The sequence below is a fragment of the Aeromicrobium sp. Leaf272 genome (assembly GCF_001422865.1).
GTDB lineage: Bacteria > Actinomycetota > Actinomycetes > Propionibacteriales > Nocardioidaceae > Aeromicrobium.
Window position 1 is genome coordinate 3,179 of the sequence record NZ_LMMY01000009.1, and the last position, 10,788, is coordinate 13,966.

Below are 10,788 nucleotides of genomic sequence, written 5' to 3' on the forward strand. Positions count from 1 at the left end.
CGCGCCGCGCCCCGAGTTCACCGGCGCGGAGAGTGTCGGCTCCACCCTCACCGCCACCACTGCTCCGTGGTCGCCGTCGGCGCGGTTCACCTACCAGTGGTACGCCGACGGCAGGGCCGTGCGCGGGGCGACCCGCACGACCTACACCCTCACCGCGGCCGACCGCGGCAAGAAGGTCCGCGTCATCGTCACCGGCACCCGCGACGGATTCACGACCAGGAGCCTGGCCTCGGTGCGCATCACGGCGGGCGTCACGGCGAAGTCCGCTGCGACGTCGGCCACCACGGCGCCCACCGACGACTGAGGCCTTCGGGGCGCTCGCTCGTCGAGAGGTGCCTCAGGCCGCGCTGTCGAACAGGACCTTCCACGTGCCGTCGACCCGCTGGACCTCGTAGGACTCGCTCGGGTCGCCGTCGTTCCAGTCGATCTCGACCGTGGCCTGGTCCCCGGACGACTCCGCCACGGTGAAGTCCACCTCGTCGAGCTCGAGGCCCTCGTCGGCGAACATGCCACCGAGGTCCGTCACGAAGCCGCAGTCGATCTCCGAGGGAGTCAGCACCACGTCCTTGACGGCCTGGCAGTCGCCCGCGTCGAGCGCTCGCATCATCGTCTCGACCGCTGCGGCCGGGTCGTCGGAGCCGTCGGAGCCACCGGAGCACGCTCCGACCAGCACGAGGACGGCGCCGGTGAGCAGCGCAGGAACGAGCCGACGGATGCCGCTCATGCGTCGTCCCCGGCGTACGCGACCCCGAGCGCCGCGAGCTGGGCCCGGCCGCCGTCGACCGCGGTCAGCACCCAGGCTCCCTCCTCGGTCCACGTCACCGTGTGCTCCCAGTGCGCGGCCCACGAGCCGTCCACCGTCACGACGGTCCACTGGTCCTCGGTCGTGCGGTTGTCCGGCGAGCCGAGCGTCACCATCGGCTCGACGGCGAGGACGAGTCCGGGCACGATCTTCGGGCCCTTGCCGGGCCGGCCGACGTTCGGCACGTCGGGTGCCTGGTGCATGGCGGTGCCGATGCCGTGACCGGTGTAGCCGTCGGCGATGCCGTACGTCCCGGCGGACCGGACGCTGCGCTCGATGGCGTGGCTGATGTCGCCGACGCGACGCCCGGGCGCCCCCGCGGCGATCCCCGCCCAGAGGGCCCGTTCGGTCTCGACCACGAGCGTGTGCACCTCCGGCCGCACCTCACCCACCTCGACGGTGATGGCCGCGTCGCCGTGCCAGCCGTCGACGATGGCCCCGCAGTCGACGGAGATGACGTCGCCGTCGCGCAGGACCCGCGGGCCCGGGATGCCGTGCACGACCTCGTCGTTGACCGAGGTGCAGATGACGCCCGGGAAGCCGGGGACACCCGGCTCCGCGCCGTAGTGCAGGAAGTTCGAGGTGGCGCCGTGCGCTCGGATCGTGTCGTGCGCCAACGCGTCCAGCTCGGCGGTGGTCACGCCGGGCGCGATCGCCGACCTGACCGCGTCGAGTGCATGGGCCACCACGAGCCCGGCACGCCGCATCGCGACGACCTGCTCCGGACTCTTGAGCTCGATGCCCCGGCCGAACACGGACGCGCCCCGGTCCGCGCGGTCAGAGACCGAGCGCGGCGTCGATGCGCGCCTCGACCTCGTCGACCGTGCCCATCCCGTCGACCTCGCGCAGCAGGCCCCGCTCGCGGTAGACCGGCAGCAACGGCGCGGTCTCGGCGATGTAGACCTCCTGGCGGTGCCGGATGACGTCCTCGGTGTCGTCGGCGCGACCGCTGGTCTCGGCCCGCTTCAGCAGTCGGCCGATCAGCTCCTCGTGATCCACCGTCAGCACCAGCACGTGGTCGAGCTGGGACCCCAGGTCGGAGAGGATCGTGTCGAGGGTCGAGACCTGCTCGACCGTCCGCGGGTAGCCGTCCAGGATGAACGCGTCGCGCGCGTCGTCCTGGGCCAGTCGATCCTTCACCATGGCGTTCGTGACCTCGTCGGGCACGTACTCACCGGCGTCCATGTAGCGCTGGGCCGTCTTCCCCAGCTCGGTCTGCTGCTGCACGTTCGCCCGGAAGATGTCACCGGTCGAGATGTGGGCGCCGCTGATGCGCTGGGCGAGCGTCGCCGCCTGCGTCCCCTTGCCCGCCCCCGGCGGGCCCATGATGAGAAGTCGCGTCACCGCAGGAACCCTTCGTAGTTGCGCTGCTGGAGCTGGCTCTCGATCTGCTTCACCGTGTCGAGGCCGACGCCCACGATGATGAGGATCGACGTACCGCCGAACGGGAAGTTCTGGCTCGCGCCGAGCAGGGCGACGGCGATCATCGGGATGAGCGCGACCATGCCCAGGTACACCGCGCCGGGCGCCGTGATGCGGCTCAGGACGTAGGCGAGGTAGTCCTGCGTGGGACGACCCGCGCGGATGCCCGGGATGAACCCGCCGTACTTCTTCATGTTGTCGGCGACCTCTTCGGGGTTGAAGGTGATCGCGACGTAGAAGTAGGCGAAGAACACGATCAGCGCGAAGTACGTGATCATGTAGTACGGGTGGTCGCCCCGCACGAAGTGGTCGTTGATCCAGACCGCGCCCACGCCGTCCGGACGGAACTGGGCGTAGAGGGCCGGCAGGTACAGCAGGCTCGAGGCGAAGATCACCGGGATGATGCCGGCCTGGTTGACCTTGAGCGGGATGTAGGTCGACGAGCCGCCGAACATGCGACGCCCGACCATCCGCTTGGCGTACTGGACGGGGATGCGCCGCTGGGCCTGCTCGATGAAGATGACCGCCGCGACGATCACGAGACCGACGGCCACGACGGCGGAGAACGTCGCCCAGCCCTTCTGCTCCTTGATCAGCCACATCGCGCCGGGGAAGGTGGCGACGACCTGCGTGAAGATCAGGATCGACATGCCGTTGCCGACGCCGCGGTCGGTGATGAGCTCGCCGAGCCACATGATGACGGCGGTGCCGGAGACCATGACGAGCACGATGAGCAGGAAGGCCAGGATGCTGTCCTGGCGGTAGAGCAGGTCGCCGCAGTCGACGCCGCCGAACAGCTGTCCGCTGCGCGCCAGGGCCACGATGCCGGTCGCCTGGAGCACGGCCAGACCCAGCGTGAGGTAGCGGGTGTACTGCGTGATCTTCGCCTGACCGGACTGGCCCTCCTTCTTGAGGGCCTCGAGCCTGGGGATGACCACGACGAGCAGCTGCAGGATGATGCTCGCGGTGATGTACGGCATGATGCCGAGCGCGAACACGGTGAGCTGCAGGAGCGCACCACCGGAGAAGACGTTGATGAGCGCGAACAGGCTGCTGTTCTCGCCCTGGGAGGCGAGGTCGACGCAGCGCTGGACGTTGCTGACGTTGATGCCGGGAGCCGGAAGGGTCGAGCCGAGACGGAACAGCACGATGACGCCGAGGACGAACAGCAGCTTGCGCCGTAGGTCAGGCGTCTTGAACGCGTTCACGAAGGCGCTGAGCACCTGATGTCCTCCTCGATCGTGGAACCCGTACGGGCCCCCGCGACTCTAACAGTCAGTTCTCGCAGGTCGGCCGTTGCCCGGTGGTTGCAGGACGGTCGTCCTGCGCCGGCACGGCGTCTGCGTCGGCACGAGGTGCCGGACGACGAACGACGGCGAGGCTCTCGGGTGGACCCGAGGGGTCCGAGAGCCTCGCCGTCGTGCGTCAGAGCGTCATTCAGAGCTCGGTCGCGCTGCCGCCGGCGGCCTCGATCTTGCTGCGGGCCGAACCGGAGAACTTGTGAGCCGTGACCTGGACGGCGACCGAGAGGTCGCCCTCGCCGAGCACCTTGACCAGGTGGCCCTTGCGGACCGCCCCGGCCTCGACCAGCGCGTCCACGTCGATGGCGCCACCCTCGGGGAAGAGGGTGCCGATCCGCTCGACGTTGACGACCTGGTACTCCTCACGGAAGGGGTTCTTGAACCCCTTCAGCTTGGGCAGGCGCATGTGGAGGGGGATCTGGCCACCCTCGAAACCGGCCGGCACCTGGTAGCGGGCCTTGGTGCCCTTGGTGCCGCGGCCGGCGGTCTTGCCCTTGGAGCCCTCACCGCGACCCACACGGGTCTTCGCGGTCTTGGCACCGGGGGCGGGGCGCAGGTGGTGGAGCTTCAGCGCCATGTCAGTCAACCTCCTTGACGTCCACGAGGTGCGGGATGGTCTCAGCCATGCCGCGGATCTCCGGACGGTCTTCCTTGACGACGACGTCACCGATGCGCTTGAGACCCAGCGACCGCAACGTGTGGCGCTGGTTCTGCTGGCGACCGATGGCCGAACGAACCTGGGTGATCTCGAGACGTGCCATCAGACACCAGCCTCGACGGGCGCGTTCTGCGCCTCCTTGATGCCCTCGGCCTGCGCCTTGAGCAGGGCGGCGGGCGCGACGTCCTCGACCGACAGGCCGCGACGCTGCGCGACCATCTCGGGCGACTCCAGGCCCTTGAGGGCCGCCACCGTCGCGTGGACGATGTTGATGGAGTTCGAGGAACCGAGCGACTTGCTCAGCACGTCGTGCACACCGGCGGCCTCGAGCACCGCGCGCACCGGGCCACCGGCGATGACGCCGGTACCGGGCGATGCCGGACGCAGGAAGACGACACCGGCCGCCTTCTCGCCCGTCACCGGGTGCGGGATGGTGCCCTGGATGCGCGGGACGCGGAAGAAGTTCTTCTTCGCCTCCTCGACACCCTTGGAGATCGCCGTGGGGACCTCCTTGGCCTTGCCGTAGCCGACACCGACCTGGCCGTCACCGTCGCCGACGATCACGAGGGCGGTGAAGCTGAAGCGACGTCCACCCTTGACCACCTTCGCGACACGGTTGATCGTGACGACCTTCTCGATGTAGTTGGACTTGTCGCCGCCGCGGTCGCCTCGACCACCGCGACGGTCTCCGCCTCCTCGGCGGTTCTGCTGGGCGCTCATGCGGCACTCCCCATGTCGTTGGTGTTGATGTTGTGGGTCATCAGAACTCCAGCCCGCCTTCACGCGCACCGTCGGCCAGCGCCGCGACACGACCGGCGTACCGGTTGCCCGCGCGGTCGAAGACGACGCTCTCGATGCCGGCGGCCTTCGCCCGGTCGGCCACGAGCTCGCCGACCTTCTTCGCCTTGGCGGTCTTGTCGCCCTCGAAGGACCGCAGGTCGGCCTCGAGGGTCGAGGCCGAGGCCAGCGTGTGACCCTCGAGGTCGTTCACGACCTGGGCCACGATGTGCTTGCTGGACCGGGTCACGACGAGACGAGGACGCTCGGGCGAGCCGTGGAGCTTCTTGCGACCGCGGATCTGGCGACGCGCGCGCGACGTGGCGCGAGCGGAGCGACCCTTGGACTGCTTGATGGAGACGGCCATCACTTACCAGCCTTTCCAGCCTTGCGCAGCACGCGCTCGCCGGCGTAACGGACGCCCTTGCCCTTGTAGGGCTCGGGCTTGCGGATCTTGCGGATGTTCGCGGCGACCTCGCCGACCGACTGCTTGTCGATGCCGATGACCGAGAACTTGGTCGGGGCCTCCACGTTGAACGTGATGCCCTCGGGGGCCTTGACGACCACGGGGTGGCTGAAGCCGAGCGCGAACTCGAGCTCCGTCGGGCCCTTGGACAGGACGCGGTAGCCGACGCCGACGATCTCGAGCTTCTTCTCGTAGCCGTCGGTGACGCCGACGACCATGTTGCTGATGAGCGTGCGGCTCAGCCCGTGGAGGGCCTTGCTCCTGCGCTCGTCGTCGGGACGGTTGACCTCGAGGCTGCCGTCCTCACCACGGGCGACCGTGATGGGGTCGGCGACCGTGTGGGACAGCTCGCCCTTGGGGCCCTTGACGCGGACGTCCTGGCCTTCGATGGTGACCTCGACGCCGTTCGGGACGGCGACGGGCAGCTTGCCGATGCGCGACATGTGTTCGTCTCCTCCCTCACCAGACGTAGGCGAGGACTTCTCCGCCTACACCCTTGGTCGTGGCCTGACGATCGGTCAGCAGGCCCTGGCTGGTCGAGATGATGGCGACACCGAGTCCGCCGAGCACCTTCGGCAGGTTCGTGGACTTGGCGTACACCCGCAGGCCCGGCTTGCTGATGCGGCGGATGCCGGCGATCGAGCGCTCGCGCTGGGGGCCGTACTTGAGGGTGATCTGCAGGTTCTTGGCCACCTCGCCCTCAGCGGGCTCGATGACGCGGTAGTCGGTGATGTAGCCCTCCTGCTTGAGCAGGGCGAGGACGCCCTCCTTCAGCTTGGAGTACGGCGCCGACACCTCGTCGTGGAACGCCTGGTTGCCGTTGCGGATCCGCGTGAGCAGATCCGCGATCGGATCGGTCATGGTCATGGTGGTGTGTTCCGTTCCTGCCGCGGTTTCGCATCCCGTGCCCCCAGGCGATGTGCCATGCGGGTGAGGGAGGACCTACGACGGTCGTGAGGGTTGGTGGATTACCAGCTGCTCTTGGTGACGCCCGGGAGCTCGCCGCGGTGCGCCATCTCGCGCAGGCAGATGCGGCACAGGCCGAACTTCTTGTACACCGAGCGGGGACGGCCGCAGCGCTGGCAGCGCGTGTAGCCACGGACCGCGAACTTGGGCTTGCGGGCCGCCTTGATCTTCAGGCCGGTCTTCGCCATGTCAGTTCTCCTTGAACGGGAAGCCGAGCCGCTTCAGCAGCGCGCGACCCTCGTCGTCGTTGATGGCCGTGGTGACGATGGTGATGTCCATGCCACGCGAGCGATCGATCTTGTCCTGGTCGATCTCGTGGAACATGACCTGCTCGGTGAGACCGAAGGTGTAGTTGCCGCGGCCGTCGAACTGCTTGCCGTTCAGACCACGGAAGTCGCGGATGCGCGGGAGGGCGAGCGTCAGCAGACGATCGAGGAACTCCCACATGCGGTCGCCCCGCAGCGTGACGTGCGCGCCGATCGGCATGCCCTCACGCAGCTTGAACTGGGCGATCGACTTGCGCGCCTTGGTCACCTGCGGCTTCTGGCCCGTGATGGCGGTGAGGTCGCGGATCGCGCCCTCGATGAGCTTGCCGTCGCGAGCAGCCTCGCCGACACCCATGTTGACGACGATCTTCGTCAGCCCGGGCACCTGCATGACGTTCGCGTGGTCGAACTCCTCGCGCAGGGCCGGGAGGATCTCCTCGCGGTACTTGGCCTTCAGCCGCGGAGCGGCGGTGGTGGACTCGGCCATGCTCAGATCTCCTTTCCGGTCTTGGAGGACACGCGCACGCTGCGCTGGGCCTCGTAGCTGGAACCGTCTGCACGGTTCTTGGTCACGTCGTCGCGGCGGTAGGACACGCGCGTGGTGGTCTTGTCACCGTCGACGTCGACCACGAGCATCACGTTCGAGACGTGGATCGGGGCCTCACGCGTGATGATGCCGCCCTGGCCGCCGTCGGCGCCGGCGCGCGTGTGCCGCTTGATGCGGTTCACGCCCTCGACGATGACGCGGTTGCGCTCGGCGATCACCTCGATGACCTTGCCCTCGACGCCCTTGTCGGCTCCGGCGATGACCTTGACCTGGTCACCCTTGCGGATCGACAGCGTCGACTTCTTGTTGCTGGTCATGTCAGAGCACCTCCGGGGCGAGCGAGATGATCCGCATGAACTTCTTGTCGCGCAGCTCGCGGCCCACGGGGCCGAAGATGCGCGTTCCACGCGGATCGCCGTCGGTCTTCAGGATGACCGCGGCGTTCTCGTCGAACTTGATGTACGAACCGTCCGGACGACGGCGCTCCTTGACGGTGCGCACGATGACGGCCTTGACGACGTCGCCCTTCTTGACGTTGCCGCCGGGGATGGCGTCCTTGACGGTGGCGACGATGGTGTCGCCGATACCGGCGTAGCGTCGACCCGATCCGCCGAGAACACGGATGCAGAGGATCTCCTTCGCACCGGTGTTGTCGGCGACCTTGAGTCGCGACTCCTGCTGAATCATCTGTCTCTCACTTCGCCTTCTCGAGGATCTCCACGACGCGCCAGCGCTTGGTGGCCGACAGCGGGCGGGTCTCCTGGATGAGCACACGGTCGCCGACGCCGGCCGCGTTGGCCTCGTCGTGCGCCTTGAGCTTCACGTTGCGACGCAGCACCTTGCCGTACAGGGCGTGCTTGACGCGGTCCTCGACGATGACGACGACGGTCTTGTCCATCTTGTCGCTCGTGACGAGTCCCTCGCGCACCTTGCGGTAGTTGCGGTCGCTGCTGGGGGTGTCGTTCGTGGTGGTCACGGTGTCCTTCTCGCTGGTGCTCATGCCTCGACCGCCTCGATGATGCCCAGCTCGCGCTCGGTCAGCACCGTGTAGATGCGGGCGATGTCGCGACGGACGGTCTTGAGGCGAGCGGTGTTGTCGAGCTGGCCCGTGGCGTTCTGGAAGCGCAGGTTGAACAGCTCTTCCTTGGCCTCGCGCAGCTTGGTCTCCAGAGCCTCGGCATCGAGGCCGCGCAGCTCTGCGGCAGTGGTCTTCGCAGCCATGCTCAGAACCCTCCCTCGGTGTCGCGGGTGATGAAGCGGGCCTTCATCGGCAGCTTGTGGATGGCGCGGCGCATCGCCTCACGGGCGACCTCCTCGGTCACGCCCGACAGCTCGAACATGACGCGTCCGGGCTTGACGTTCGCGACCCACCACTCGGGCGAGCCCTTGCCCGAGCCCATGCGGGTCTCGGCCGGCTTCTTGGTCAGCGGGCGGTCGGGGTAGATGTTGATCCACACCTTGCCGCCACGCTTGATGTGACGCGTCATGGCGATACGAGCGGACTCGATCTGGCGGTTGGTCACGTAGTGACCCTCGACCGCCTGGATGCCGAAGTCGCCGAACGCGAGCTCCGTGCCGCCCTTGGCCATGCCGCGCCGCTTGGGGTGGTGCTGCTTGCGGTACTTGACCCTACGAGGCATCAACATCAGGACTGCCCTCCTTCGGTGGCAGCGCCCGCGGCGGCCGCGGCAGGAGCTGCCTCGGCTGCGGGTGCGGCCTGCTCGGCCGAGGCCTGCGCAGCACCCTGTGCTGCCGGAGCCTGGCCGGCCTGGTCGTCACGTGCGGGACGACGCCCGCGCTGGGGGCGACGGCTGCCGGGAGCGGCGGCGCGACGCGCGGTCTCGGCCTCGCGCTCGGCGCGGGTACCGGCGACCTCACCCTTGTAGATCCACACCTTGACGCCGATGCGACCGAAGGTGGTCTTGGCCTCGTAGAAGCCGTAGTCGACGTCGGCGCGGAGCGTGTGCAGGGGCACGCGGCCCTCGCGGTAGAACTCCGAGCGGCTCATCTCGGCGCCGCCGAGACGACCCGAGCACTGGATCCGGATGCCCTTGGCACCGGAGCGCATGGTCGTCTGCATCGCCTTGCGCATCGCGCGACGGAACTGCACGCGACCGCTCAGCTGCTCGGCGACACCCTGAGCGACGAGCTGGGCGTCGAGCTCGGGCTGCTTGACCTCGAGGATGTTGAGCTGCACCTGCTTGCCGGTGAGCTTCTCGAGCTCACCACGAATGCGGTCGGCCTCGGCGCCACGGCGACCGATGACGATGCCCGGACGCGCGGTGTGGATGTCGACGCGGACGCGGTCACGCGTGCGCTCGATCTCCACGCGGCTGATGCCGGCGCGATCCATGCCCTTGGTCAGCAGCTTGCGGATCTTGACGTCCTCACCGACGTAGCTGCTGTACAGCTTGTCGGCGTACCAGCGGCTCTTGTGGTCGGTCGAGATGCCGAGTCGGAAGCCGTGCGGGTTGATCTTCTGGCCCATGTCAGCGACCGCCCTTCTTCGAGTTCTTGCGCGACTGCGGCACGTCAGCGGCCGGCTGCACGACGACGGTCAGGTGGCTCGTGCGCTTGAGGATGCGGTTGGCCGCACCCTTGGCGCGCGGGCGCCAACGCTTCATGGTCGGCCCCTCGTCGACGTGCACGACGGAGATCACGAGGTCGGACGCGTCCAGGCCCTCGGTGGTCTCGGCGTTCGCGACGGCGGACTCCACGAGCTTGTAGAAGTTCGACGCGACGGCCTGCGGAGCGAACCGCAGGATCGCGAGAGCCTCGTCGGTGTCCATGCCGCGGACCAGGTCGCCGACACGGCGGGCCTTCTGCGGCGTGACCCGCACGAAGCGGGCCACGGCGAACGCGCCCGGTGCGTCGCCCAGCAGGCGCTCGCGGCGCGCGCTGACGTTGTCTCGGGTGGCTGCACTCATCGCCTCTTGGCCTTTCGATCGTCCTTCTCGTGACCGCGGAAGGTACGGGTGGGGGCGAACTCGCCCAGCTTGTGCCCGACCATCGCGTCGGTGATGAACACCGGGACGTGCTTGCGGCCGTCGTGCACGGCGACCGTGTGTCCGATGAAGGACGGCAGGATCATCGAGCGACGCGACCAGGTCTTGATCACGGTGTGGGTTCCGGCCTCGTTCTGAGCGTCCACCTTCTTCTCGAGGTGGCCGTCGACGAAGGGACCCTTCTTCAAACTACGGGGCATTCTCTACTCCTGGTTCCTGAGCTCGTCGTAGCTCAGCGGCCGGACTTGCGGCGGCGGACGATCATCTGGTCGCTGGCCTTGCGCTTGCGCGTACGGCCCTCGGGCTTGCCCCACGGGGAGACGGGGTGACGTCCACCGGACGTCTTGCCCTCGCCACCACCGTGCGGGTGGTCGATCGGGTTCATGGCGACACCACGGACGGTCGGGCGCTTGCCCTTCCAGCGGTTGCGTCCTGCCTTGCCCCAGTTGATGTTGGACTGCTCGGCGTTGCCGACCTCGCCGATCGTGGCGCGGCAGCGGACGTCGACGTAGCGCATCTCGCCGGAGGGCAGGCGCACCTGGGCGCGCGTACCCTCCTTGGCGACGAGCTGGACACGC

21 protein-coding genes and 1 pseudogene are annotated in these 10,788 nt (G+C 68.4%); 1 reads left to right on the forward strand and 21 read right to left on the reverse strand.

Annotated elements, in window-relative coordinates; translation table 11 throughout:
- Positions 1 to 304: hypothetical protein (locus ASF38_RS17760; RefSeq protein ID WP_200914368.1), on the forward strand; the 304-nt coding region annotated here is incomplete at its 5' end.
- Positions 305 to 337: 33 nt separating this feature from the next.
- Here the strand turns inward: ASF38_RS17760 and ASF38_RS01495 are convergent.
- The 21 genes and pseudogenes from ASF38_RS01495 to ASF38_RS18565 all read right to left on the reverse strand — a co-directional run.
- Positions 338 to 724, reverse strand: a complete 387-nt coding sequence (locus ASF38_RS01495; protein ID WP_055964332.1) for a hypothetical protein — start codon at positions 722 to 724, stop codon at positions 338 to 340.
- Positions 721 to 1,557 carry a type I methionyl aminopeptidase gene (gene map, locus ASF38_RS01500; RefSeq protein WP_082480219.1) on the reverse strand — a complete coding sequence of 279 codons (837 nt, stop codon included), beginning with the start codon at positions 1,555 to 1,557 and terminating at the stop codon, positions 721 to 723. The genes ASF38_RS01495 and map overlap by 4 nt, the downstream gene beginning before the upstream one ends.
- A 22-nt stretch (positions 1,558 to 1,579) precedes the next feature.
- The gene (locus tag ASF38_RS01505; protein ID WP_255353796.1) at positions 1,580 to 2,146 is read right to left on the reverse strand and encodes an adenylate kinase; all 567 of its coding nucleotides are present in this window, start codon (positions 2,144 to 2,146) and stop codon (positions 1,580 to 1,582) included.
- Positions 2,143 to 3,447 carry a preprotein translocase subunit SecY gene (gene secY, locus ASF38_RS01510; protein ID WP_055964329.1) on the reverse strand — a complete coding sequence of 435 codons (1,305 nt, stop codon included), beginning with the start codon at positions 3,445 to 3,447 and terminating at the stop codon, positions 2,143 to 2,145. Before secY ends, ASF38_RS01505 begins: the two co-directional genes overlap by 4 nt.
- A 214-nt stretch (positions 3,448 to 3,661) precedes the next feature.
- Positions 3,662 to 4,102 (reverse strand): 50S ribosomal protein L15, encoded by a 441-nt coding sequence (gene rplO, locus ASF38_RS01515; RefSeq protein WP_055964326.1) that lies wholly within the window; start codon positions 4,100 to 4,102, stop codon positions 3,662 to 3,664.
- Between the two features lies 1 nt (position 4,103).
- The gene (gene rpmD, locus ASF38_RS01520; protein WP_055964323.1) at positions 4,104 to 4,286 is read right to left on the reverse strand and encodes a 50S ribosomal protein L30; all 183 of its coding nucleotides are present in this window, start codon (positions 4,284 to 4,286) and stop codon (positions 4,104 to 4,106) included.
- Positions 4,286 to 4,903, reverse strand: coding sequence for a 30S ribosomal protein S5 (gene rpsE / locus ASF38_RS01525; protein ID WP_055964320.1), 618 nt, complete (start codon positions 4,901 to 4,903; stop codon positions 4,286 to 4,288). The genes rpmD and rpsE overlap by 1 nt, the downstream gene beginning before the upstream one ends.
- A gap of 40 nt (positions 4,904 to 4,943) precedes the next feature.
- Positions 4,944 to 5,327, reverse strand: a complete 384-nt coding sequence (gene rplR / locus ASF38_RS01530) for a 50S ribosomal protein L18 (protein ID WP_055964318.1) — start codon at positions 5,325 to 5,327, stop codon at positions 4,944 to 4,946.
- On the reverse strand, positions 5,327 to 5,869 hold the full coding sequence (gene rplF / locus ASF38_RS01535; RefSeq protein WP_055964315.1) for a 50S ribosomal protein L6: 543 nt from the start codon (positions 5,867 to 5,869) through the stop codon (positions 5,327 to 5,329). Before rplF ends, rplR begins: the two co-directional genes overlap by 1 nt.
- Before the next feature lie 16 nt (positions 5,870 to 5,885).
- Positions 5,886 to 6,293: a 30S ribosomal protein S8 gene (gene rpsH, locus ASF38_RS01540; protein WP_055964313.1), complete on the reverse strand. Its 408-nt coding sequence runs from the start codon at positions 6,291 to 6,293 to the stop codon at positions 5,886 to 5,888.
- A 101-nt stretch (positions 6,294 to 6,394) separates the two neighbouring features.
- Positions 6,395 to 6,580: a type Z 30S ribosomal protein S14 gene (locus tag ASF38_RS01545; RefSeq protein ID WP_055964310.1), complete on the reverse strand. Its 186-nt coding sequence runs from the start codon at positions 6,578 to 6,580 to the stop codon at positions 6,395 to 6,397.
- A 1-nt stretch (position 6,581) separates the two neighbouring features.
- Positions 6,582 to 7,145, reverse strand: a complete 564-nt coding sequence (rplE, locus tag ASF38_RS01550; RefSeq protein ID WP_055964307.1) for a 50S ribosomal protein L5 — start codon at positions 7,143 to 7,145, stop codon at positions 6,582 to 6,584.
- A 2-nt stretch (positions 7,146 to 7,147) separates the two neighbouring features.
- The gene (rplX, locus tag ASF38_RS01555; RefSeq protein WP_055964304.1) at positions 7,148 to 7,522 is read right to left on the reverse strand and encodes a 50S ribosomal protein L24; all 375 of its coding nucleotides are present in this window, start codon (positions 7,520 to 7,522) and stop codon (positions 7,148 to 7,150) included.
- A gap of 1 nt (position 7,523) precedes the next feature.
- On the reverse strand, positions 7,524 to 7,892 hold the full coding sequence (rplN, locus tag ASF38_RS01560) for a 50S ribosomal protein L14 (protein ID WP_055964301.1): 369 nt from the start codon (positions 7,890 to 7,892) through the stop codon (positions 7,524 to 7,526).
- A gap of 7 nt (positions 7,893 to 7,899) precedes the next feature.
- A complete protein-coding gene (gene rpsQ, locus ASF38_RS01565; RefSeq protein ID WP_055964297.1) occupies positions 7,900 to 8,205 on the reverse strand; it encodes a 30S ribosomal protein S17 in 306 nt (101 codons plus the stop codon).
- A complete protein-coding gene (gene rpmC, locus ASF38_RS01570) occupies positions 8,202 to 8,426 on the reverse strand; it encodes a 50S ribosomal protein L29 (protein WP_055964293.1) in 225 nt (74 codons plus the stop codon). Before rpmC ends, rpsQ begins: the two co-directional genes overlap by 4 nt.
- Positions 8,427 to 8,428: 2 nt before the next feature.
- Complete coding sequence (rplP, locus tag ASF38_RS01575; protein ID WP_055964290.1) at positions 8,429 to 8,851, reverse strand: 50S ribosomal protein L16; 423 nt, start codon at positions 8,849 to 8,851, stop codon at positions 8,429 to 8,431.
- Positions 8,851 to 9,693 (reverse strand): 30S ribosomal protein S3, encoded by an 843-nt coding sequence (gene rpsC, locus ASF38_RS01580; protein WP_055964287.1) that lies wholly within the window; start codon positions 9,691 to 9,693, stop codon positions 8,851 to 8,853. The genes rplP and rpsC overlap by 1 nt, the downstream gene beginning before the upstream one ends.
- A 1-nt stretch (position 9,694) precedes the next feature.
- Complete coding sequence (gene rplV / locus ASF38_RS01585) at positions 9,695 to 10,132, reverse strand: 50S ribosomal protein L22 (protein ID WP_082480222.1); 438 nt, start codon at positions 10,130 to 10,132, stop codon at positions 9,695 to 9,697.
- Positions 10,129 to 10,410: a 30S ribosomal protein S19 gene (gene rpsS / locus ASF38_RS01590; protein ID WP_055964284.1), complete on the reverse strand. Its 282-nt coding sequence runs from the start codon at positions 10,408 to 10,410 to the stop codon at positions 10,129 to 10,131. The genes rplV and rpsS overlap by 4 nt, the downstream gene beginning before the upstream one ends.
- Before the next feature lie 32 nt (positions 10,411 to 10,442).
- Positions 10,443 to 10,788, reverse strand: a pseudogene (locus tag ASF38_RS18565) (50S ribosomal protein L2); the annotation flags it as partial.

What these genes read in the sequence shown, in the direction of transcription:
- ASF38_RS01495 (WP_055964332.1), bottom strand. Translation starts at nt 724, where the DNA reads ATGAGCGGCATCCGTCGGCTCGTTCCTGCGCTGCTCACCGGCGCCGTC.
- rplO (WP_055964326.1), bottom strand. Translation starts at nt 4,102, where the DNA reads ATGGCGCTGAAGCTCCACCACCTGCGCCCCGCCCCCGGTGCCAAGACC.
- rpmD (WP_055964323.1), bottom strand. Translation starts at nt 4,286, where the DNA reads ATGGCACGTCTCGAGATCACCCAGGTTCGTTCGGCCATCGGTCGCCAG.
- rpsE (WP_055964320.1), bottom strand. Translation starts at nt 4,903, where the DNA reads ATGAGCGCCCAGCAGAACCGCCGAGGAGGCGGAGACCGTCGCGGTGGT.
- rplR (WP_055964318.1), bottom strand. Translation starts at nt 5,327, where the DNA reads ATGGCCGTCTCCATCAAGCAGTCCAAGGGTCGCTCCGCTCGCGCCACG.
- rplF (WP_055964315.1), bottom strand. Translation starts at nt 5,869, where the DNA reads ATGTCGCGCATCGGCAAGCTGCCCGTCGCCGTCCCGAACGGCGTCGAG.
- rpsH (WP_055964313.1), bottom strand. Translation starts at nt 6,293, where the DNA reads ATGACCATGACCGATCCGATCGCGGATCTGCTCACGCGGATCCGCAAC.
- ASF38_RS01545 (WP_055964310.1), bottom strand. Translation starts at nt 6,580, where the DNA reads ATGGCGAAGACCGGCCTGAAGATCAAGGCGGCCCGCAAGCCCAAGTTC.
- rplE (WP_055964307.1), bottom strand. Translation starts at nt 7,145, where the DNA reads ATGGCCGAGTCCACCACCGCCGCTCCGCGGCTGAAGGCCAAGTACCGC.
- rplX (WP_055964304.1), bottom strand. Translation starts at nt 7,522, where the DNA reads ATGACCAGCAACAAGAAGTCGACGCTGTCGATCCGCAAGGGTGACCAG.
- rplN (WP_055964301.1), bottom strand. Translation starts at nt 7,892, where the DNA reads ATGATTCAGCAGGAGTCGCGACTCAAGGTCGCCGACAACACCGGTGCG.
- rpsQ (WP_055964297.1), bottom strand. Translation starts at nt 8,205, where the DNA reads ATGAGCACCAGCGAGAAGGACACCGTGACCACCACGAACGACACCCCC.
- rpmC (WP_055964293.1), bottom strand. Translation starts at nt 8,426, where the DNA reads ATGGCTGCGAAGACCACTGCCGCAGAGCTGCGCGGCCTCGATGCCGAG.
- rplP (WP_055964290.1), bottom strand. Translation starts at nt 8,851, where the DNA reads ATGTTGATGCCTCGTAGGGTCAAGTACCGCAAGCAGCACCACCCCAAG.
- rpsC (WP_055964287.1), bottom strand. Translation starts at nt 9,693, where the DNA reads ATGGGCCAGAAGATCAACCCGCACGGCTTCCGACTCGGCATCTCGACC.
- rplV (WP_082480222.1), bottom strand. Translation starts at nt 10,132, where the DNA reads ATGAGTGCAGCCACCCGAGACAACGTCAGCGCGCGCCGCGAGCGCCTG.
- rpsS (WP_055964284.1), bottom strand. Translation starts at nt 10,410, where the DNA reads ATGCCCCGTAGTTTGAAGAAGGGTCCCTTCGTCGACGGCCACCTCGAG.